This is a genomic window from Sulfuricurvum sp. PD_MW2 (genome assembly GCF_002633015.1).
GTDB lineage: Bacteria > Campylobacterota > Campylobacteria > Campylobacterales > Sulfurimonadaceae > Sulfuricurvum.
In genome coordinates, this window is record NZ_NSIU01000011.1 from 42,362 (window position 1) to 64,441 (window position 22,080).

Below are 22,080 nucleotides of genomic sequence, written 5' to 3' on the forward strand. Positions count from 1 at the left end.
TGCTCCTAATAATTTTTATCTAAGATGTTCATTGTATCGATAATCAACCCGATGGTTCCATCCCCTCGGACAGTCGCTCCGCCAATTCCCTGTGCATTACGGAAATTTTTATCGAGCGGTTTGATAACGAATTGCTGCTGATTCATAAACTCATCTACAAACACAGCAATTTTTTGCGCTGCTGATCGAACCACGATCAATAACCCATCTGAGAGTTTTTCATGTTCAGGCTCAACATTGAAAATAGAATGAAGTCGGACAATAGGGATAAACTCATTGCGCAACATCAACATTTCGGACTCTTTATCACCGATATGTTTAATCATATCTTCACTCGGGTTAAGCGATTCGATGATCGCTGAGAGAGGAAGAATGAATTGCTCTTTCCCTACTCGGATATTGAGCCCATCCAAAATAGCCAACGTCAATGGCAACGCGATTGTAAACGTCGTACCATATCCCTCTTCCGTATCTACTTTGATGACACCGCCAAGCTTTTTGATATTGGACATAACAACATCCATCCCAACTCCGCGACCGGAAATATCGGTAACCGCTTCAGCCGTAGACAATCCCGGAGCAAAAATCAGCATTGCTTTCTCTTCGGTTGTCATCGACGCAGCTTGCGACTCATCGATAACACCGTTCTCAATCGCTTTTGCCGTTACTTTCGCAACATTGATCCCGCCGCCGTCATCTTGGATTTTGATAATCATCTGACCGTTTGCCTGCTCAGCGATCATCATCAGCGTTCCCGATTCCGGTTTTCCGATCGCACGACGACGTTCCGGAGATTCAATCCCATGATCAAGGCCGTTACGAACAATGTGCATCAACGGATCGGTCAATCCCTCAATCATCGCCTTATCAATCTCAACCGTCTCTCCCGAATAACGGAAATCGATTTTTTTGTTAAGTTTCTTAGCCGTGTCGCGGATAACTTTTGGAAATTTCGAGAAAACGGTTTCCATCGGAACCATTCGGACGCTCATAACCGATTCTTGCAACTCACGGATATGACGATCGATCAAATCCAAGCGCTCAGAGAGATCCGCTTTGATCTTTTGATCTTCCATCATAGATGTATACTGCGTCAACATAGAGTGAGCGATGACGAGTTCACCGATGTTGTTCATCAATCCATCGATTTTTGATAGATCGACACGAATCGAGTTAGAACTGCTATCGGCTTTAAACTTTTTCGATTCTGTGGTCGAAGAAGCTTTTACTTCACTCTTCACATCTTCTTTAGCTACAACCGGTGCAACTTTTTCTACTACCGGTGTTGCAATCGGTTTTGGTAATTCAGGCTCATCAAAAAATCCGAAATCGTCATCATCTGCGACAGATGCAACCGGTGCTGCAACCGCTGCAATCGGCTCATCATCAAAGAATCCGAACTCATCATCCGCAGAAGTGCTTGATACAGGTGTTGCTGCGACAATCGGTGCGTCATCGAAGAAACCAAATACCTCTTCGAATGAAGGAACATCATGGGTTAGAGAAGTTTCTTCTTCGTCAAACATTCCGAATTGTTCCTCTTCCATAAAACCGAAGCCATCTGATTCTGCTGTTATACCGCCGATCGGTCCAAAACAGTTTTCATCATCACTCGGCAGCAACAATCCGAACTCATCTGCTGGACCTTCGACTTCAACCATTAGTTCAAGCTCTTCTACTTCTTCACTAAATGCATTGATTTTCGCCAACAAATTTTCTTTGGTTTGTTGAAAATAATCGGCGCTTAATTCTTCACTTAGCTCAAGATCCAAGATCTCTTTGAGCGCATCAATCCCTTCAATCAGGATTTCGGCCATACTCTCTTCAAAAGTGAGCTCTCCATTACGGAGACGATCCATAAAAAACTCCAATTCATGCGCAAGCGCGGCGAACTGAGAAAGCTCTACCGAAGCGGAGTTACCTTTGAGTGTATGGACGGAACGAAACAGCGAATTGACCATTTCATTATCCATATCACCCGATTCTTCAGCCTCGAGCAATAACGTATCAATGGTTTCAAAAAGCTCTTCAGCCTCTTCCAGAAACATTTGACGATATTTATTGATATCAAAAACTGCCATAAATATCCTTATCGGCTTAGGACGATTCCCACCGCCTTAAGAAGCTGCTCCGGTACGAATGGTTTAACAATCCAACCGGTTGCTCCAACTGCTTTACCTTTTGCTTTCATCTCATCATTTTTCTCTGTAGTTAGAGTCAAAATAGGAGTTTTAGCGTATGTTGGCAATTTGCGAAGCTCTGTAATAAGTTCAAAACCGTTCATGTTCGGCATATTGATATCGGTAACAACCAAATCAAATACTGCAGATTTTGCTTTTACAAGTCCATCAGAACCGTCTACCGCTTCAACAACATCCGGATAACCACCTTCGTTTAAAGCGTATTTAACCATATCACGCAACATATTTGAATCGTCTACAATTAGAATTTTTGCCATTTTTTTTCTCCGTTAAATATTAAAATAGTGTAAAGTCGTCGATATCCGCTTGCTCAGGTTTGCACCCTTGCATTGCATTATCTTCGCCCATAGCATAGTCACGTTGCTCTTGAATCGTATAGAAAGGAACCAATCGAGCTTTGTACTCTGCTTCTTGCGCCAATGGAACGTCGTATCCGTTCTCATTCATAGATGCGATATCACTGTCCATGATCGCACCGATACCATCGATCATTTGAGTGATACGGTCTTCACATTGAAGTACCATGATAAATCCGAACATCGCTTTGATCACTTCGTCTGTACGTGTCAAAATCGAACTGGTCATATTCCATGATTCTTCAAGCTCGTCAAACACTTCAGGAACAACTCTCTCTTTAAAAAGAGTCAATTGCTCAAGCGCTACTGCCGCATCTTTGTGAATTGCACGCATCTCTTCGACACGCTCTTCAAAAATCGTTTCGATCTCTTTGGTACTTTCGCGCATGCTTTGTTTGATCCACCCCAAATTGGCATGATGAACCGCCGTATCAACACTGAATCGATACATCAAATCTTTCAATACACGCGTTCGATTACGTTGATCAATATGGCTTTGATATGCATCAAGCATTTCAGGCAAGCGTTCCAAACGCTTACGATTAATCCAAGCACTAAAAGTGTTTGGAACAAGATGGCGCTCATGTTCAGGATCATTTAGCGCAACGATAAAAAAAGTATCTTGCGGATTTACGAGTGCTCCGGCATACTCAACATGCTCGAGGCCACAGATGATCACATCACATCCGTTCTCTTCAGCACTGATCAGGGTAAAACCTGAATTTTCCAATGATGGAAAACCGGGTTCGTCTTCTAACAAATTCCAGAGGGTTCTCATTCATATTCCTTTTAAAATTCGAGTATAAGTATCGCCTAATAGTGTTGCAAGTTTGTGGCAATTTATGAGTTTTTTTGCAATTTACGATAAAGTGAGAGTATTATTAGATTGAGCCGCTGTAAAGCGGCTCTTTAGAAGAAAATTAGAAGCTTTCCCAAATGTCATCTTCGCTTTTAGCGGTTGGGACGAATGTAGATGCTTTTGGAGCAGAAAACGATGGTTTTTTGACCGGAGGTGTAACTGCTCTTCTTGCAGGCTTAGCCTGTTGAACTGAAGCGACATTTCTCTCATCTCCAATACATGCTGCCACACGAACGCGGTTAAGCGATGCGAATACTTTGGTCGTATCCTGCTCAATCTCTTTAGCGATACGCTCAAGCTCTTCCGGACGCGCTCCGCCTTTTTCACGATTGATAAACTCTTGTACTTTTTGGTGTACATGCGCATGGTGAGTGAGAAGATCATTCCACTCCGGCCCTTTTGCATAGCTCTCGTTACTGTGAGACTGAATCCACTTACCGAGGTCACATTGCGTTTCATTGGTAACCGTCCAAGCACTGACGTTATCTTTGAGTTTTCCGAAGTTGTTGTTTTTGAAGTTGACATGGTCAAATTTGAGCTTATTGGTCTCAAACATCATATCGATTTTACAGACACGTCCTTCAGACTCTTGTCGATATTTTGTTTTCGCCGCAGTATCGCTCAACGATTGTGCCATACCGAGAATATCTGAACTGAGGTTACTGACTTCATTCGCCAAAGAGGCATTTTGCTGTGTCATTTGATCGAGTTGTGCAACAGCAGAGTTGATTTGGTTGATCCCTGCCATCTGTTCACGGCTTCCATTGGCAACGTCTTGAACCAAATGGGTAGTTTGAGTAATTTTTTGGTTAATTACGTCAAACCCTTTCATCATGTTTTGGCTGACACTCAAACCGTCTCGTGATTTGTTATTGGCAAGCTCTGCCAACTCTTTGATCTGTGATGCAGCGTCCGCAGAGCGATTTGCCAAGTTACGAACCTCTTGAGCAACAACCGCAAACCCTTTACCCGCTTCTCCGGCAGTCGCCGCTTCAACAGCTGCGTTGAGTGAGAGGATATTGGTTTGGAATGCGATATTTTCGATGATATTCACCGCTTCATTGATCGCTTGAGTTGCTTTGCTGATTTCATTCATCGATGCCACAGTCGTATCAGCAAGTGTTTTACCCTCACTTGCCGCTTGCTCTGCTTCACGTGCAAGCGTTGCCATTTCAGATGCTTTTTGGCTGTTAGCCGAAATATTGCTGGTTAACTCTTCGATCGCAGCAGCCGTCTCTTCGAGACTTGAAGCTTGTGTATTGCTCGAGCTTGACAAATCGTTACTTGCATTCGTGAGTGTTGATGCTCCATGATTCAACGCAATACCGTTTTTAGAAAGAAGTGCCATAAAGTCTCCGACACTCTCACTCAACCCTTGCAAACTTGTCATCATACCACCCAGTTCACCGGAGTATCGACCACTTTCAAACTCGACAGCGAAATTACTCGTTCCAAGTGCAGACATTACACGGGAAATCTCCGTTGTCGCTTTTTCCATCTCAGCAAGAGCCGTGTTCACTCCGTTAATAGCTTGCTGAACACCTTGACTTCCTGCTTGTGTAGTGATACGGCACGATACAAAACCAACCGCCATCATTTTTGAAATACGTGCGATATCTTCAATCGCTACTTTATCTTGTTGAGCCACAGTATCAAGTTTATTCATATAATTATTGAATAGTTTAGATACCTCAGTAATCTCATCATTTCCTTTTGTCTCCAAACGATGTTCCGTATCGCTTGAGTTATTAATGACTTCAAAACCTTTACGGAGTGCTTCGATTGAAGTTAATACTGCTGATGCAATAACTTGCGCTAGTGTAACAACCAGTACTGTCATAATAATTATCAATACGATCAACGATGTATTCAAACTACTCTCTGCATCTACTTTCAATTTTGAAGACACCTCATTGATCTTTACAATCTTTTCTTCAATTTTTGTACCGATTGCAGCCATTGAAGAAATGTTGGCTTTCAGCTCAGGAGATTCTACTATTCCATTTGCTTGTTCATACATTTTTTGTTTTGAAACTTTTTCAAAACCTTCCATGTAGTGTTTAATAAGCTCTTTAGAATCTGTAATCCGTTGACGATTCTCTTCAACTTCCAGTAATGTATTGAGTTCACTCAAACTTTTATCAAGAGCACTAAAATCATCACGAACTTTTTGTGATTTTTCATCTTTAGGATCACGTAAGAATTGATACACAGAAATACGTGCTTTCAATAGATTTTCAACGGCAACCTGACTTTTGCTGCTAATTGCATTTTTTTCATCAACCGTATTTGAAAAAGAGATATATACGGCGGATGCGATAATGATTAGAAAAATTGTGATAATTGGAAATAATCGCAACCTTTCTTTGATCGTAAGTTTTGATAACATTGTAAGACTCCTTTTGTAGTTACATGAACAGCTTTAATGACGAAAGGATATGTTTTTTGCGTTGCATTTGTGTTGCAGAATAAAAAATAGTTATGATTTACTGAACATACGTTCAATAAACCATAGTAGATAGGGTAGATTAGTGGCGAAGAATTTCGCTTTTACCGACAAATTGTTTTGTTTCGATTTCACGATAAATTTCATCCGAAAGTTCTTGAATCTCACGTGATGTTTCAGAAACATTCGCAGCGATTTTCGCATTCTCTTGGGTCATTTGATCGAGTTGGGTAACAGCGGTATTAATCTGACCGATACCTTGCATCTGTTCGCGGGAGGCATTACTCACATCTTGAACGAGCATGGTTGTTTGCTCGATCTTTTCAGCGATCACTTCAAACCCGCGTGTGAGTTCGTTTGCAATTGACATCCCTTCATTCGACTTGCTAGCCGCTTGTTCTGCAAGAGCTTTAATCTCTTTAGCTGCATCAGCTGAACGGTTTGCAAGGTTACGTACCTCTTGGGCAACAACGGCAAATCCTTTTCCTGCTTCTCCCGCAGTTGCCGCTTCAACGGCAGCATTGAGAGAGAGGATGTTGGTTTGGAACGCAATATTCTCAATAATCGCAACCGCATTGTTGATCGACTGCGTAGCTTCTTGGATCTCTGTCATCGCAGAAGAAGTACGATTTGCCAATCGTGCTCCCTGTTTCGCACTCTCATCCGTTTGAGACGCCATACGTGCCATATCGTTTGCTTTTTGAGCGTTTTGTTGAACGTTGCTTGTCATCTCTTCCATAGCTGCTGCTGTCTCTTCGAGATTTGCCGCTTGCTCATTACTCGCATTGGAGAGCTGATCCATCGCAAGACGCAACGAAGAAGCTTCGTTTTGAAGATTAAGCCCGTTTTGAAGAGATGTAGAGAGCATATGGGTAATTTCTGTTGCCAATTTATTGACACCATCAATCAATGATGCCATCTCGCCATGAAGATTCCCACGATCGATACGCCCAGTAAAATCGTTTGCCGAATATGCGCTGAGAATTTTGACAATTTCATCAAAACGTTGAGAAAGCAAAAGACTGAATGCACTGAAAGAAGATGCGATAACGCTTACTTCACTCCCATATCCCTCTATACTCGTAGGTTTAAATACCCCTGATTTCATTTGGTCAAGCGCCAAGATCAGCTCACCCATCGCCAACATATCTTTTTGCTTTGCTTCGGTCATTGCGCTTAAACGCTGATTGATCAAAAGTGCAATTTTGTCCATTTTGGAATCATTAAACGTTGATTTAGCGTAACGATAACGATTTCGTCTCCCTTCAGCAATATCGAAAAGATCATTGATCATCGCTTCGAGTAGATGTAAGTCTGTAGATTTGATACCGAACATAAATGGTCCTTAGAGTGTTTTGTATAACGCGATAGCGCTTTCGATTTCATCGGCTGTCGGTTTTCGGCGACAAGAGATGTAGTGTCGGCGACCTTCACGCATGATCGGATAAACGGTAGCGTATACCCAGTAGTATTGGTTTCCGCTGCTGGTTTTGTTTTTAACAAAACCGGTCCATGTTTTTCCGGTTTTTACCGTATCCCAAAGATCTTTAAACGCGGCACGCGGCATATCAGGATGACGAACGATGTTATGCGGTTTTCCGATCAACTCTTCGACTCGATAATCGGCGATGCTACAGAAATCATCATTCGCGAAAACGATAATCCCTTTTTCATCGGTTTCTGAGACCAAAAAAGCTTTATCGCTTAAAATACGCTCAGCTCCATTTGTAGTGAAAATATTCGACATGATGTGTCCTACTCATAAAAATATACTTAGAATAATAGAGAAACAGTGTTGCATATGTGTTGCATTTGAGAGAAAAGAAGTTTTAGAGCTAGAGTATCTAGCTCCTTTTTTTAGTATTAACGTGCAGATGCGAGAATTTGGTCTTTTCCGATAAATTCTTTTGCCGATATTTCGTTATACATCGTATCCGAAAGTTCTTGCACGAACCCCGAGAGAGAAGCAACATTCGTCGCTGTTTTAGCATTTTGCTGCGTGATTTGGTCAAGCTGATGAATCGCATCATTGATTTGGTTGATACCCGACATTTGCTCATGACTGGCGCCAGAAACATCTCGTACCAATTCATCGGTCAATGCGATTTTCTCCGCAATCGTCGCAAAACTCTCCATCATCTTTTCAGCCGTTCCAACGCCGCCGAGAGATTTTTCACGTGCCGTTTGGGCAACGTTTTGTATCTGTCTTGCTGCATCCGCAGAACGGTTTGCCAAATTTCGTACCTCTTGAGCAACTACCGCAAACCCTCGCCCAGCTTCCCCTGCCGTTGCCGCTTCAACTGCAGCATTGAGGCTGAGAATATTGGTCTGAAATGCAATATTATTGATAATATCGACGGCTTGATTGATCGCTTCGGTTGCCGCTTGAATCTCACTCATCGCGATAAAACTCTGTTGTGCAATCTGATTTCCGTATTCTGAAGCTTCTTTGGCTTCTTTTGCTACCTGCAGCATGCTGTTTGCTTTAGAAGCGTTTGAAGCGACATTGGAGGTTAGCTCTTCGATCGCAGCTGCCGTTTGTTCCAGACTTGCAGCCTGTTCGTTTGCACTGGAGCTAAGTTCATCGGAATATTGTGACAATTCAATCGTATCACGCTGTAATGCAAGAGCATTGGTGAGTTGGTGACGATATTGTTCGGCAATAATTTCTTGGAGTTCATTGATTATGTTCATTGAGAGCACGGATATCATGATGCCATCCGTCTGCTTTAAACGGAATACGCAAATCATTATGACTGATACGGCTAAACCCGTTCTCGATTTCGCTAAAAAGTTCTTTGAGCCGTGTCATAAGTCCATTATAAAAATTCGTCGTTTCTTTGAGAACTCCGCTCCCGTTTTGAGTACAGTTTGCCATACTGACATTACTCAACTCTCCCGTTTTCGCACGAAAAACCGACATCGCCAACATACCCGCTTGGATATAGTTTGCATCGCGGACATTTTTATATTCTCCCGCAAACTGATTCAAATCATGCAGCAGATCATTCACCCGCGCACTTCGTGCATCGGGCGAAATAGCCGTTTCGTTGACTTTTTCCAAAACAAAATTGCGGCACTCTTGAATCGCCTGTTTTAAAACGAGATAATCGGATTTACTGATATCAAACATTATTTTCCTTAGTGCATTGTTTTGTAAAGTGCATCGTATTTTTTAATTTCTGCACGTGTGGGTTTACGTCGCAACGATAGATATCGTGTTTCGCCGTTTTCAAACGTAATCGGAGATACCGTCGCATACACCCAATAAAACGCACCGCTTTTGGCTCGGTTTTTTACAAATCCGTTCCATGTATTTCCCACCTTGATCGTATCCCAAAGATCTTTGAACGCCACACGCGGCATATCGGCATGGCGTAAAATATTGTGCGGTTTACCCAATAACTCATCCCAACTGTAACCGCTATAGCGGATAAAATCATCATTTGCGAAGGTGATGATCCCGCGAGAATCGGTTTCTGAAATAATCAAAGAGGATTCATCCATTTCGATTTCATGCATTTTGTATACTTCCTTAATCCAAAGATGTACTTTTTAAAAAAAGTTATATGTAATTTTTAGCAGGGAGCATCCTAACGCTTTTGTGTTGCAAATACGTTGCAAAAAGAGAACAAATTGTGATATTAATATGATATATGTCGCTTAAAAATTTAAATTGTGAAAAATCGAAATTTGCAACACAGTTGAAACACTGCACCGCTAAAATTCTCTCACTATAAAAAAATTATTTTAACTATAAGGTGTAGTCATATGAAAACGGTATTGCTAGTAGATAAAAACACGGAAAGTCGCTCTTATCTTCGAACCATGATCGAAGAGTATGTTCATGACAAACACAAAAAAATCGCTATTCATGAAACGCAAAGCGGTAGTGAAGCCGTGATGCTTTGCGAAGAGGAACAATTTGATTTGGTTTTTATAGATACCGAAGTCTCCGAAATGGATAGCGCAAGAACAACAGAACTGATCCGTGAAAAAAATCCAAAAGCAGTCATTATCGTAACATCCGACTCAGAAAATTCGGAACTTCGAAGCCGTCTTTTACAGTGTGGTGCAGAGGATTACATCAGAAAATCGATTGACAGCGATCTTTTTTACTCCCGATTGGATAACTATATCGACCTTATCAAATCACGACGTTTACATCTCTCCATCCATGAGGGGCATAATCTCTATAACCATGAAACCTATGGAAGAACCATCTCCTATTTTATTAAAGAACATGATGTATTAGCCGAATTTTGGGAGTATTATCTCCTTGAAACCCAAGAGACACGAACGTTGACCGATGCATGCCGACGCTGTAACGTGGGAAAAAGCATTCTCAATATTCATCAAGCTTCCACGCGCCTTTCTGATACCGTACGTGCTATATATGATATTGCGCTTCTTGCATTGAACCTCAACCTAACACCACACATATGGATCGAAGAATCAGATAGAAACATCTACTTTACGATTGAGGGGCTAAGTCTTGTAAACCCTGATTTGATTTTGGCTATTTTGAATAAAATTCCAGAATTTGATGCCTATAAATTCGACCACTACAAAGTCACCGTTTTCGCACCTCGTGAGAAAAAAGAGGTATGCAAAAATGAACCGACATACAATGAGAACATCATTCACACCCCAATTCAAACTCCAGAGATTATTCATGTCTCAACAACCGAGTCTCCAGTAGAAGAAACGATAGTAGTCTCCTCAACAACCGATTTTACCCCTGTTGAGAGTATCGTTGAATTGCAAACATTTAACTACATGGATGAAGAAGATTTAGACGATATCAAAGATAATCTTTCGCGTTTGAACACACTATTGCTCATCGTTGGAAGCGGAGACATCCGCCCCGATGAAGTCGATGAAATAGCATTTTATCTTGAACGCATCGGGAAATCCGCATCTATCTATTCTGAGAGCTACGATATTGCCAGAGCACTCAATATGTTCTCGTATGCGATCACAGGAAACCGACAAACCTTTATCGATAAATCATCTCTCTTGGGAACGTTTTGTAAAACATTCGGGTTAGATCTAACCAACTGGCTCCAAGCAATCTTTTATGAGGGTGCACCGAGTGTCAATTTTATGGACGATACCATCATCAGTAATGCGCAAATGCTCAGTGAAATGTTGACTGCAACCGATGAACCTGCACAAGACTCGATGGACATGGACGATATTTTCGATTTCTGACATTTGCAACATACTTGCCACATTAAAAGATTATAGTGTTGTTTATGGAAACGAAATTTGATCATATCAGCGCATACAAATGTCTAAATGCTATAGGAAATTCCTTAGATTTACATACCATGCTCATAGAAGTGATTAGTACGTTCGTGCACTATTCCGATGCCCTTGGAGGGCACTACTACGAGAGTTCCTCACACACACCCATCGTCTCCGTTGGAGAAATGATCACAATCACCGATATTCCCCCTATACAAGATGGACCGTATCGTATTCACACCTACGATCAAAAAAACGTTCTTCAACTTCCTACGCATCAGGGTCATTTTCTCTTTCTTTATGAAAATCACGAGTTAGAAGAGACCGCATTCCTGCTGTCAAGTTTCGGACTAAAACTCTCCAATGCAATCGAAGCGTGTAAAAATGTTGAAAAACTTCGCAATACAAAATCAGAGTTTAACCCATCAAGTCGATGTTGAAAAACATAAAAATGAGCGGGCGGAACGTCTTATGATCGAGCAATCCCGACTCGCTATCATGGGTGAAATGATCGGAATGATCGCCCATCAATGGCGTCAGCCCATCACCGTCATAGGGATGTTAACCAATAACGCCCTTTTGGATATCGAATTGGGTGAACTCAAAATGGATCAACTGGTTGAGGATTTGGAATCTATCGATAAACAGGTCCATTTTCTCTCCCGAACGATCGATGATTTTCGTAATTTTTTCCGTCCCAATAAACTTCCTCAGAGTATCACACTCGGTGAAATCGAAAACGAGCTTATGACGATCGTTGGAAAAAGTTTTGAAAACAACCGGATATCCCTCATTTTCGAAGGGGATAAAAACACCCATCTCGTTACCTATAAAAATGAACTTTTGCAAGTTTTTTTAAATATTTTGAACAATTCAAAAGATGCTTTTTTAGAAAACAGAACTATCAGCCCCACCGTCTGTATCTATTTGAACGAAGCAGAAGATAAATTGCACTTTTTAATCACCGATAACGGCGGCGGGATCAATGCAGACGTTTTGACCCATATTTTTGAACCGTATTTCAGTACAAAAAGTGAAAAAAACGGGACAGGATTGGGTCTGTATATGTCAGCCATGATCGTAGAAAAACATTTACACGGTTCGATTGGTGTCTGCAGTGAAAACAGCACCTCGACATTCACGATTATCGTACCCAAAACAATCGATGAAAAGGGACATGATGTCTACTAATGCCAGAACTTTAACCCCATCATTCAACGAGCTTAGCACTCTAGGAAAAAACATTACCGTCCTCTATGTCGAAGACAATGAAATGATTCGAGAAGAGTTCACCCTCTTTTTAAAACGTTTTTTTCCAAATGTCGATACGGCAACTGATGGTGAAGAAGGGCTTAAAGCTGCATTGAAACAGCACTATGATCTTATTATCAGTGATATTCAAATGCCTCGCCTCAATGGTCTTGAAATGATTGAAGAGATCAAAAAATACATTCCGAATCAAGCCGCTTTACTCATTTCCGCACACCAAGAGGTCTCGATGCTTCATCGAAGCGTAGAGCTTGGAATTGACGGTTATCTTTTTAAACCGATTCAACCTCAACAAACCATCAAACTCCTCCATAAGGTCGTATCTCACATTCAACACGAGAAAGAGAATACCCAATACAAACTCCATCTTGAAGAGTTAGTCAAAAGCAAAAACAACGAACTGCTTCAGATGTATACCATCGATCGTATTACAGGGCTTTTCACGATCGGTCAATTCGAAAACGATATTAGCGCTGACTCAAACAATTCGCTTGTATTATTCAAAATCAACGATTTTAAAAGTTTGAACGATTTTTACGGCTATGAAATCGGGAATTCCATTCTTGTACAATGTGCCGATTTTTTGAAAGATATGACCTCCAGTCTTCCAAACCCAAAACTTTATCGCATCAGCGGAACCCATTTCGCCATGTTGGTTCCAATGGACAGTTATGATCTTGAGCGTTTCGCACGCTTGTGTATCCATATGTTTGAAGAGCGTGAAATACAAGTCGATAACGAACATATGTATTTGGATATGACGATCGGGATCGTTGATCACAAAGACGGAATCTCTCTCTCCAATGCGGACAAAGCTCTTCGAGAGGCGCAGCGTTCAGGAAAAGTGATCGTTTATACGCACGATGAAGACAAAGTTCTTCTCCATTCTGCGAAATTAAAATGCAAAGAAGATATCAAGCGTGGCTTAAAAGAGGGACGATTTTGCCCTTATTATCAACCTATTATCGATAACTCAACCCGTAAGATTATCAAGTACGAAGCACTTGCCCGTTTGATCCTTCCTGATGGCGAAGTGGTCTCCCCGGCAGTATTTTTGCCGATCGCAAAAGATACCAAAACGTATCATAAAATCAGCCAGATGATTATCGATAAAGCGATGAAAGATTTTGAGGATTCAGAGTGTACCATCAGTATCAACCTCTCGATCGAAGATATCAAACATCTTCCAACCCGCCATTTTATTTTTAAAAGGATCGAATCCTTTCCTCAGCCCGAGCGGCTCGTCTTTGAACTTTTAGAATCTGAGGGGATCGATTCCTACGATGAGTTGGGCGATTTTTTTGCCCGTCTCAAATCCTATGGATGCAAAATCGCTATTGATGATTTTGGCTCCGGATATTCGAATTTCGAGCACTTAGCCAAACTCAACATCGACTATATCAAAATCGACGGTTCACTGATTGTTGATATCGATAATGCCTTTTTATCGCAAACGATTGTCGAAATGGTCACCGCATTTGCAGAAAAAATCAACGTCAAAACAGTGGCCGAATTCGTCGGAAACAAATCGATAGAATCGATGATTGTCTCCATGGGGGTACACGAATCGCAAGGATATCTCTTTGGAGCGGCAGTTCCCTACAACCCATCGATGCGTTTTATCCAATCTCTCTAAGAGTTGAGTTATAATAGCCTCACCTCAAACAAAGAGATGAGCATGACGAACATAATAATCGCATTAAAAGAGCTTGCAGCCGCAAAAAATCTCCTTATTGTTGAAGATGATGAGCATGTCGTAGAGAGCCTAGAGCGTCTTCTCTCTCATTTTTTTAATACCATTTACTCAGCATCGACTCTCCAAAACGCACTCGATTCGTGTAAACAACTCAGCGAACGTCCTGAACCTTTTATCATTATCAGCGATATTCATTTGGGAAATGAGAGCGGTATCGATCTGATCCGTCAAATCAAGCAAGAAAATCCAAACCAAAAAGTCATTGCGATCTCAGGAACCGAAGATAGAGAAATCTTTATCGAATCTATCCGTTATGGAGTTGATCGCTTTATTATAAAACCGATCGATCAAAATGATCTTTTTAATGCACTCACCACATTATTAACCCGAATCAATTACGACTGTGAGCTTGAAGCTTCTCGACAATTACTCGAAGATTCAAAAGAGTATGCCCTCAAACTTCTCGAAGAACAAGATCAGTTTTTAAAAAATGCCATTCATGAGATTCATACCCCGCTTTCTGTTATTATCACCAATATTGACCTCCTGCGGATGGATGGAATCGACAATGAATATCTGAGTGCCATCGAAGCGGGATCGAGAATTATCCAAAACAGCTACGAAGATATGACCTATCTGATGAAACGAGACCGTGTCCCGGATTACCATACCTCGATTGATCTGGTTGAGTTCATCCGAGAGCGGGTACGCTATTTCACCTGTATTGCCGAAGTAAATGAGCTCTCCTTGTCTATTCGAACCGGACAGCCCAATTTTCCGCTGATACAGTTCAATGAGCTCAAGTTATCGCGTTTGGTGGACAATACCCTTTCCAATGCGATTAAATACTCATACCGTCCGAGCGAAATCAATGTAACGGTGGGGATTCGAAAAGACAATTTATTTTTCGAAGTACGAAACCATGGACCGATCATCCAAGATAAAAAGAAAATTTTTCAGCGCTTCCACCGTGAGTCGGAGCATAAAGGGGGGTATGGGCTAGGACTGAGCATCGTTGCCCAAATTTGTGAAGAGGAAAATATCGATATCGAACTCACGTCTACAGCTGTAAGAGGGACCGCATTTCGCTATATTTTCAAAAATGCGACGCTCTTGCAACACAATTCTTCTACAATCACACTATTAAAACAAAATGGAGCGATCGGGTGAAAATTCTCCTTCTCGAAGATGAATTTATGTTGGCACGTTCAATAAGAACCTATCTTCTTGCTCGTGGTCATTTTGTGGATCATTACGATAACGGTCAAGAAGTTTTGGAACTGATCGATACGCAAAAATACGATTTTTATATCCTCGATATCAATACCCCTCTCGTGGGTGGATTGGAATGCCTAAAAGTCATTTCAGCCAAATATCCAGATACACCCAAAATCATCATCAGCGCGTATCACGACGTCGATTATATTTCGGATGCTTTCTCATTCGGATGCAGCGATTATTTGAAAAAACCCTTTAATCTCAAAGAGCTTGATATCCGTATAGCACACCTTACCAGTCAGATCCAACAAACGGCAAAACCGCAGTATGAGCCGATCATTCGATTGAGCGAACACTACACGTTTGATAAAGAGAGCAATTTTTTATTTTATGATGGTAAAATTCAGAAATTTACCAAACGCGAACTTTCTTTGATCACGATGTTTGTGAGTAATCTCGGACAAATCATGACAGATGAGAGCATACGCTCTTTTGTATGGGACGGCGAAGAGGCAGAACCTTCAACCATCCGTTCACTCGTCAATCGTGTCAGAAGCAAACTTAAAGAAGAGCTGATTGAGAATATTCGAGGATTTGGCTACACAATGAAAAGGATGGAGCGTGTCTAACGACATTCTCAAACTCAAAGAAGGTTCAGAAACTCGTAGCGTACTAATTGTGGATGATGATCCCGAACTCTCCGAATCACTTTCCCGCATACTACAAGTCTTTTTCAAAGAGTGTATTATTGCTTCCGATGGGGAAGAAGCCTATAGCCTTTATTGCTCAAGACAAGAGCAAGGAGGCTCCTTTACACTTGTTATCAGTGATTTAGAACTCCCGAAAATGGGCGGTCTTCGTCTGATAAAACAGATCCGCTCACTCAACGAACGTCAAGCTATTTTAATCTTATCTGCACACGACGAAGCCGAATATATGGCAGAAGCGATCCGATTGGACGTTGAGGGATATCTCATAAAGCCTCTCTCGATGCCGAAACTCTTTGAAAGTTTAGAGAAAATTTTTACTCAACCTCAACGCGATACGTCTCTCATATTTTTTGAAAACGACCCTATTACGGGCTGGAAATCGTTTCAAGAACTTGCCGATCGGATACAAACTCTTGAGTCTCCTCCCTTTACGTTACTGCGGATCAAAGTCAACCATCTAAGTAATATTTTCAAATTTGTCGGTGATACTTTCGCTAACGAATATCTCGAAGAACTCTCCACATTGCTGCAAAGTATTTCACATGAGGGAAAAGAGCATTTTTACCGCATCGGAACCGATGAATTTTCTCTCGTTTTGGAAGGGCATCAGATTGATCTAGCGACCACAATCGCATCCAACATGGTTTCGGTCGCACGCTATTTTCATACATCTGAAAAAGGGATCGTTTTAAATTCAAGTCTCTCCATCGGAATCACCTACGGCAAAGAAAATATATTATTTCACTCAAAACTAGCCCTCGATACGGTTGCAGATCATATCGGAGGTGGATACAACGTCTACGTGTCCAACGATCAAAACGTCTCGAACCACAAGAAAAGCCAAGAGATTTTGCGGATGATTTTCAATGCGCTTCATGAAGAGAGCATTGTTCCCTTCTTCGCATTGATGCGTACCCCCGGTTCTCGAGAAGTATTCGGCTATGAAAGCGTTGTCAAAATTCGAAACAATGACCATCTCTACGGCTCTGATACATTTCGTTCCATTGCCCTAGATATGGGGCAAATGGGGATGATCACCCGCTCTGTCATACGTCGTACGTTCGAGTTGAAGAAACTTCTCGATCCCATCCGACCGATCTTTTTGACCCTCAGTGAAACAGAATTGAGTGATGAATCACTTTTGTCGTATATTCTATTTTGGGCCGAGCGTAATGAAATCACTCCATCAAACATCTGCTTTCATATTGTCGATGCACTGAAAATCCTCCAAAACGACCATCTCTTAGCATGTGTCAAAACCATTCAGCAAAGCGGCTTTAAAATTATGATCAGTCAATTCGGCGTCGGTGATTTCAACATCATGACACTCTTGTCTCTGCGCCCTGATTATCTGAAATTCAGTCCAGAACTGATTAAAAAAGCCGATAATCCTGATATACATTTCATTCTCTCAAAACTCACAGAGAGTATGCATCATCTAGAGATTCAATGTATTGCTCAAGGTGTAGATGATGAAAAAACACTAGAGTACATCAATGGCCTTGATATAGACGCTTTTTGCGGATCTCTAGCCGGTAATATTTTTGAGGTGACCAATGGATAATGCTTTACCCTCCCTACTCTATCTTTATGATGAAACACCCTCTTTTGCACCGACGGATGAACTAAAACGTTTATTCTCACTAACAACGCTTTTGTACGGCTCAAAGCCGGATCTTCCTACCGCATATATCGGTATTATCTTAGAGACAAAAAAATTTGATCTCTCTCATATCGATTATTTAGAATCCCTCTTTCAGATCAATAAAGCAGTACTGATTCTCATAGCATCTGAAATAGATGAAGCATGCTATCGCAGAATATCGTTACAAACCCAGTGCGTACACTATTCCCCTTCATCTGAAAATCTAGACGCGATACTATGCACAGAAATCATTCCTATGCTTCAAGAATATATGAATACGCTTCACTACAATGAAGCCTTAAAACTTCGTTCACATCGTTCCGGAATGGTTGATACCCTCAACGTTGTCGCCCATCAATGGCGCCAACCCATCAATCTTATCAGTATGGAAGCGATCAATCTCTCCATCCAATCAACGCTTGAAGAGTGCGTCCCCTCCGCATCGATCCAAAAAAGTACGACTATGATTTCTGAACAATCCCAACGGATGGCAGAGATTTTAAAAAATGTCTTGAATATGGGAAAAACCCATCGGGGAAAAGAACCGTTTTCAATCAATGAAATGTTGGAGAGGGTAGAGCTCTTTTTCACCGATCTATTGCAGCGTGAACGGATCTACTATCAGACGCTCAAACTTGAAAATGATCAGTTTTTATACGGTTACTCAAGCGATTTAGAAGAGGTCCTAGTCAACCTGATTGCCAATGCGAAAGATGCATTCAAAAGCATTGCGACCGAATATACAAAAACGATTTCCATAGAGGTCTCATCCAACGACACCGCATTCATTTTTCATATCAAAGATAACGCGGGGGGTGTCCCGGAAGCGATACGGGAGAAGATATTTGAGCCCCATTTCTCTACCAAGGGAAAAGGAGAAGGATTTGGTATCGGTCTGCATATCGCACGGCTCATTATCACTCAAGAGTTCAAAGGGACATTAGAGCTCTCCGTATCGGATAATCAAACGACGTTTATTATCTCAATTCCCCGCACTGATACCAGCCAATTGAAATTTATTTACTCTTAAATACTTAGAGGAAGGGCAATCTCAAAGCAGACACCCTCCTCATGGTTATACGCTCTCAAATTCCCTTTTAGATGTTTTTCAACAATAATTTTCGATACGTACAACCCTAATCCGGTTCCATTCACATCTTGTTTCGTTGAAAAATAGGGATCAAAAATCTTATCTATAACATCATCTGATATCCCTCCGGCATTGTCACAAATACTCAAAAAGATATTTTCAGACTCTTGCCGGAATCGAATCGTAATTTTTTGATTATGGTGGGGATGGATTTCAAAGGCATCTTTTGCATTTTTCATAATGTTCACAATAACCTGTACCAATTCACGTGCATGTGTCATCACTACGATATCAGATACATCGGGTTTTTCTATTGTGATATTGGCATAGTCAATCGATTTTCCAATAACCAATACGGCGTCATTGACGATAGTTGATAGATTGGCCTCGGCCAATGCATTATCGGGTTTAAAAAAGTTTCTAAAATCATCTATCGTTTTTGAAAGTTCCTGTGTCAAATCAATGGTATTGAGCAGAGCATCTCTGAGTCTCTCTTCGTTGAGCGTATTAAACTCGACATCCATGTAAAGATTATTGGCCATTACCGCAATCGCATTAACCGGTTGTCTCCATTGATGCGCAATCATACTGATCATTTCACCCATGGCAGCCAAACGGGATTGATGGATCATCATTTTTTGTGTTTCGAGATTACTTGCGACTCCCTCTTCGATTCTCGTATTCATCGACGCATACAAACTTTTGAGCTCGTCCCCCATACGGGTAAAGTTATCGATCAATATATCGATTTCATGAATATTGCTCGAGTGAAATTTTGCGATTTCGAGGTTGTTTTTTAACTCATCGGTCGCTTTGACCAAGTTTTCGATCGGATCTAAAATGATCTTGGAGAAGTTTTTGGATCGACGCATAATCAACATAAAAAATACAATATAGAATAGAGCCATAAGACCCAAGATCGCATAACCGATATTGTCCGTACGGTGTTTTAATGCCATTGTTTTAGCTAAGAGTGAATTTTTATCGACAAGGATGATCAATCTCCATCCTGTTTGATCGATTGTATTTTGCGTCACTAAAAAGCTCTCTGAATCGCCGTTGAACTCATCCACCGCCCGATGATTTTTGAACATATCCCCTAATAGCTGAGTGATTGGATGTTTTTGTTCTTTGAGCAGGTTAAAATCTTTCGGTTTACTGATCGTTTTTTCTACCGGTTTATCGTAGGTTCCCGATACCTCTTTTATCCCGATGATCGGTTCAAGCCCTTTGTTCATCGCAATGATATTGCCGTGTTGATCCACAAGCATTGCGTACGAAGTATAGGGCAACTTGATCGAAAGAATATTGGTCAAAATCTTTTCGAGGGTAATATCGATTCCTACGACCCCTTCTAGAAAATCATTGCGATAGACAGGGGCGATTGCACTGATCATCCATCCCTGCCCTGCCGGATCAAGATATGCATCGGTCCAAACGACGGAGCGTTTTGGGTTGTGTTTTTGATCGGCGAGATAATAAAAATTGTACGTTGGGATATTGATATCATGCGGATATTGCCCTAAGGCATCGTCCATAAACGGACATAAACGGTTCATCGAATCGTAACTGTTGAAATAAACCTGAACAACATTATCATTTGTCGATAACGTAGCATTGTAAAACGGATCGAGTTTTTCTGTGGCTACCGCTTTTTGGATTCTCGCGGGCTCATTTTTCGATACGCTCGAATAAAAAAGGGTACAGGAGTCCTCTTTCTTTTTTAGGTTGTATAAAACCCCATCGGAGGTATGCAGATAACTTTTATCGGCAGCATTCATGCTGTTGGATTCTTTTTCGGAAAAAAACTGCTGATGCCGCGATTGAAAAAGTTTCGTAATATCGCCGACCGAGCGGAATTCAAGATCTATACTCTTGGCTGATCTTTCCGCTATCCCGGCGATATTGACTTTATTCTCTTCAAGCAAAGCATTTTGGGTAGCGGATGTCACAAAGTGATTGCTCCAAAAATAGGCGACAAGCAACGTTAGTTCTATGATTAAAAGAGGATAGATGATCGATTTTAAATACTCGTTTCGGATAATCGAAGAGAGTTTCTTAGATTTGATACCCTTTAGCATCTACACTCACACATTTTCCGAAACGATTGCCCATCGGTAACAGCTCTCAAGATTCTGCCGTACAATTTCGACGATAGAACCGTCCAGTTTTAGATCATCTCTCATCGAATCCAAAACCCCTAATGCCGCTTCAGCACTCATCCCCATTCGATAGGGGCGATCTTGAACCAATGCCTGAAAGATATCGGCTATCGCCAAGATTCTGGCCTCTGTCGGGATCTGATCACCATGCAAATGATAAGGGTAGCCTTTGGCATCCAATGTCTCATGATGCATCGAAGCGATTTGCGCTATTTCATGAAATCCTTTGATCTTTCGAAGAATCATATTGGAATCAAACCCGTGGCGATTCATTTGAGAGCGTTCCTCTTCGTTCAACGGACCCGCTTTGTGCAAAATAGCATCCGCAACTCGGAGTTTTCCCAAATCATGGAAGAATGCCGCTAATTCGATTCTCTCTTGCTGACGTTCACTCAGCCCGTACAATCCAGACAAATGACGCGCCAATGCCGCAACGCCATAGGTATGTTTCGACGTAAAAGGACTTTTTGCATCAACAACATCCGCAAACATCATCGCAACGCTTTTTAGATCATCAAACAGTACGTCTGAGGGTTCAGTCAGATTGATCCACTCATCATAATACCCTTCCAGCGACTCAATCTCCAAATAATACCAAAACGAATCCGCCAACGATACCTCTACAAATGCATCCACCAATTCAGGAGCAAACATCTCACCGGCATATTTTTGAATCGTTGCACGTACATTGGCTTTTTCTTGCAATGTTGTGGAACCCAGCTGAACACGCAGCGCATCAACACGGTCGGTCAAATAGATAAGATTAGCCTCTTCTTTGGTTTCAAGAGGGAGCGATGAAGATAATTCATCCCAATGGGTATGATGGTATAAAATGACATCGGTATAATCGGTATAAAACGGGACTTTTTTCAGAAGGGAAGCACCTCTAATGCAATGGGTTTGCGAGTTATCCCAATCGAGTTCGCTCACCAAATGATGATGGACATCGGTCGATGATACACCGCAATCATGAAGCATGCCGATCAAAAGGATTCTATCGATCCGCTCGGATGACCACCCTAAGCGTTTTGCGACTTCGGCAGACATATACCCTACCCGCTTTCCGTGCATGGTATCATCTATTCCGACATAATCAAGCGCTTCGGATAAAGCATACGTTACCTCTCTAAAATTCAGAACGTATTTCATCCCCTACCCTTATGATCGATTTTTTGATT

General features: G+C 41.5%; 19 protein-coding genes. 8 read left to right on the plus strand and 11 right to left on the minus strand.

The annotated features are described in order from the left end of the window. Positions 1-5 precede the first annotated feature (5 nt). The 9 genes from CJD30_RS06650 to CJD30_RS06690 form a co-directional block, all read right to left on the minus strand. Positions 6-2,081 carry a chemotaxis protein CheA gene (locus tag CJD30_RS06650; RefSeq protein ID WP_294917638.1) on the minus strand — a complete coding sequence of 692 codons (2,076 nt, stop codon included), beginning with the start codon at positions 2,079-2,081 and terminating at the stop codon, positions 6-8. Positions 2,082-2,089: 8 nt separating this feature from the next. After that, on the minus strand, positions 2,090-2,458 hold the full coding sequence (locus CJD30_RS06655; RefSeq protein WP_294917641.1) for a response regulator: 369 nt from the start codon (positions 2,456-2,458) through the stop codon (positions 2,090-2,092). 19 nt (positions 2,459-2,477) lie between these two features. After that, positions 2,478-3,335 (minus strand): hypothetical protein, encoded by an 858-nt coding sequence (locus tag CJD30_RS06660; RefSeq protein WP_294917643.1) that lies wholly within the window; start codon positions 3,333-3,335, stop codon positions 2,478-2,480. A 142-nt stretch (positions 3,336-3,477) separates the two neighbouring features. Further along, complete coding sequence (locus CJD30_RS06665; protein WP_294917644.1) at positions 3,478-5,805, minus strand: methyl-accepting chemotaxis protein; 2,328 nt, start codon at positions 5,803-5,805, stop codon at positions 3,478-3,480. A gap of 139 nt (positions 5,806-5,944) precedes the next feature. Continuing rightward, positions 5,945-7,198, minus strand: coding sequence for a methyl-accepting chemotaxis protein (locus tag CJD30_RS06670; RefSeq protein ID WP_294917646.1), 1,254 nt, complete (start codon positions 7,196-7,198; stop codon positions 5,945-5,947). A gap of 9 nt (positions 7,199-7,207) precedes the next feature. Further along, a complete protein-coding gene (locus tag CJD30_RS06675; RefSeq protein ID WP_294917649.1) occupies positions 7,208-7,609 on the minus strand; it encodes a PAS domain-containing protein in 402 nt (133 codons plus the stop codon). Between the two features lie 116 nt (positions 7,610-7,725). Beyond that, a complete protein-coding gene (locus tag CJD30_RS06680; protein ID WP_294917652.1) occupies positions 7,726-8,574 on the minus strand; it encodes a methyl-accepting chemotaxis protein in 849 nt (282 codons plus the stop codon). Next, positions 8,540-8,995 (minus strand): hypothetical protein, encoded by a 456-nt coding sequence (locus tag CJD30_RS06685; RefSeq protein WP_294917655.1) that lies wholly within the window; start codon positions 8,993-8,995, stop codon positions 8,540-8,542. The genes CJD30_RS06680 and CJD30_RS06685 overlap by 35 nt, the downstream gene beginning before the upstream one ends. Positions 8,996-9,003: 8 nt before the next feature. Continuing rightward, complete coding sequence (locus tag CJD30_RS06690; RefSeq protein WP_294917656.1) at positions 9,004-9,384, minus strand: PAS domain-containing protein; 381 nt, start codon at positions 9,382-9,384, stop codon at positions 9,004-9,006. Positions 9,385-9,633: 249 nt separating this feature from the next. Between CJD30_RS06690 and CJD30_RS06695 the strand changes: the two genes are divergently transcribed. From CJD30_RS06695 to CJD30_RS06730, 8 genes are read left to right on the plus strand one after another with little or no spacing between them, the layout of a single operon-like run. Continuing rightward, entirely contained in the window at positions 9,634-11,076 is a 1,443-nt protein-coding gene (locus tag CJD30_RS06695; protein WP_294917659.1) for a response regulator, read from the plus strand. A 44-nt stretch (positions 11,077-11,120) separates the two neighbouring features. Beyond that, positions 11,121-11,552, plus strand: a complete 432-nt coding sequence (locus CJD30_RS06700) for a hypothetical protein (protein ID WP_294917661.1) — start codon at positions 11,121-11,123, stop codon at positions 11,550-11,552. After that, the gene (locus tag CJD30_RS06705) at positions 11,497-12,303 is read left to right on the plus strand and encodes a HAMP domain-containing sensor histidine kinase (RefSeq protein WP_294917663.1); all 807 of its coding nucleotides are present in this window, start codon (positions 11,497-11,499) and stop codon (positions 12,301-12,303) included. The genes CJD30_RS06700 and CJD30_RS06705 overlap by 56 nt, the downstream gene beginning before the upstream one ends. Next, positions 12,293-14,017 carry an EAL domain-containing protein gene (locus CJD30_RS06710; RefSeq protein WP_294917665.1) on the plus strand — a complete coding sequence of 575 codons (1,725 nt, stop codon included), beginning with the start codon at positions 12,293-12,295 and terminating at the stop codon, positions 14,015-14,017. Before CJD30_RS06705 ends, CJD30_RS06710 begins: the two co-directional genes overlap by 11 nt. Positions 14,018-14,059: 42 nt before the next feature. Further along, positions 14,060-15,247 (plus strand): hybrid sensor histidine kinase/response regulator, encoded by a 1,188-nt coding sequence (locus tag CJD30_RS06715; RefSeq protein ID WP_294917667.1) that lies wholly within the window; start codon positions 14,060-14,062, stop codon positions 15,245-15,247. Beyond that, on the plus strand, positions 15,244-15,924 hold the full coding sequence (locus CJD30_RS06720) for a response regulator transcription factor (protein WP_294917670.1): 681 nt from the start codon (positions 15,244-15,246) through the stop codon (positions 15,922-15,924). Before CJD30_RS06715 ends, CJD30_RS06720 begins: the two co-directional genes overlap by 4 nt. Next, entirely contained in the window at positions 15,917-17,569 is a 1,653-nt protein-coding gene (locus CJD30_RS06725) for an EAL domain-containing protein (RefSeq protein WP_294917671.1), read from the plus strand. The genes CJD30_RS06720 and CJD30_RS06725 overlap by 8 nt, the downstream gene beginning before the upstream one ends. Then, complete coding sequence (locus CJD30_RS06730; RefSeq protein ID WP_294917673.1) at positions 17,562-18,680, plus strand: HAMP domain-containing sensor histidine kinase; 1,119 nt, start codon at positions 17,562-17,564, stop codon at positions 18,678-18,680. The genes CJD30_RS06725 and CJD30_RS06730 overlap by 8 nt, the downstream gene beginning before the upstream one ends. Here the strand turns inward: CJD30_RS06730 and CJD30_RS06735 are convergent. Together CJD30_RS06735 and CJD30_RS06740 are read right to left on the minus strand one after the other, a co-directional pair. After that, positions 18,677-20,821, minus strand: coding sequence for a sensor histidine kinase (locus CJD30_RS06735; RefSeq protein WP_294917675.1), 2,145 nt, complete (start codon positions 20,819-20,821; stop codon positions 18,677-18,679). The two genes, CJD30_RS06730 and CJD30_RS06735, sit on opposite strands and share 4 nt — an antisense overlap. 6 nt (positions 20,822-20,827) lie before the next feature. Next, a complete protein-coding gene (locus tag CJD30_RS06740; RefSeq protein ID WP_294917677.1) occupies positions 20,828-22,051 on the minus strand; it encodes an HD domain-containing phosphohydrolase in 1,224 nt (407 codons plus the stop codon). Positions 22,052-22,080: the final 29 nt, after the last annotated feature.

Bases quoted from the DNA above. Each gene is read 5' to 3' on its own strand.
- CJD30_RS06650 (WP_294917638.1), bottom strand. From the start codon at position 2,081: ATGGCAGTTTTTGATATCAATAAATATCGTCAAATGTTTCTGGAAGAG.
- CJD30_RS06655 (WP_294917641.1), bottom strand. From the start codon at position 2,458: ATGGCAAAAATTCTAATTGTAGACGATTCAAATATGTTGCGTGATATG.
- CJD30_RS06660 (WP_294917643.1), bottom strand. From the start codon at position 3,335: ATGAGAACCCTCTGGAATTTGTTAGAAGACGAACCCGGTTTTCCATCA.
- CJD30_RS06665 (WP_294917644.1), bottom strand. From the start codon at position 5,805: ATGTTATCAAAACTTACGATCAAAGAAAGGTTGCGATTATTTCCAATT.
- CJD30_RS06670 (WP_294917646.1), bottom strand. From the start codon at position 7,198: ATGTTCGGTATCAAATCTACAGACTTACATCTACTCGAAGCGATGATC.
- CJD30_RS06675 (WP_294917649.1), bottom strand. From the start codon at position 7,609: ATGTCGAATATTTTCACTACAAATGGAGCTGAGCGTATTTTAAGCGAT.
- CJD30_RS06680 (WP_294917652.1), bottom strand. From the start codon at position 8,574: ATGATATCCGTGCTCTCAATGAACATAATCAATGAACTCCAAGAAATT.
- CJD30_RS06685 (WP_294917655.1), bottom strand. From the start codon at position 8,995: ATGTTTGATATCAGTAAATCCGATTATCTCGTTTTAAAACAGGCGATT.
- CJD30_RS06690 (WP_294917656.1), bottom strand. From the start codon at position 9,384: ATGCATGAAATCGAAATGGATGAATCCTCTTTGATTATTTCAGAAACC.
- CJD30_RS06695 (WP_294917659.1), top strand. From the start codon at position 9,634: ATGAAAACGGTATTGCTAGTAGATAAAAACACGGAAAGTCGCTCTTAT.
- CJD30_RS06700 (WP_294917661.1), top strand. From the start codon at position 11,121: ATGGAAACGAAATTTGATCATATCAGCGCATACAAATGTCTAAATGCT.
- CJD30_RS06705 (WP_294917663.1), top strand. From the start codon at position 11,497: ATGTTGAAAAACTTCGCAATACAAAATCAGAGTTTAACCCATCAAGTC.
- CJD30_RS06710 (WP_294917665.1), top strand. From the start codon at position 12,293: ATGTCTACTAATGCCAGAACTTTAACCCCATCATTCAACGAGCTTAGC.
- CJD30_RS06715 (WP_294917667.1), top strand. From the start codon at position 14,060: ATGACGAACATAATAATCGCATTAAAAGAGCTTGCAGCCGCAAAAAAT.
- CJD30_RS06730 (WP_294917673.1), top strand. From the start codon at position 17,562: ATGGATAATGCTTTACCCTCCCTACTCTATCTTTATGATGAAACACCC.
- CJD30_RS06735 (WP_294917675.1), bottom strand. From the start codon at position 20,821: ATGCTAAAGGGTATCAAATCTAAGAAACTCTCTTCGATTATCCGAAAC.
- CJD30_RS06740 (WP_294917677.1), bottom strand. From the start codon at position 22,051: ATGAAATACGTTCTGAATTTTAGAGAGGTAACGTATGCTTTATCCGAA.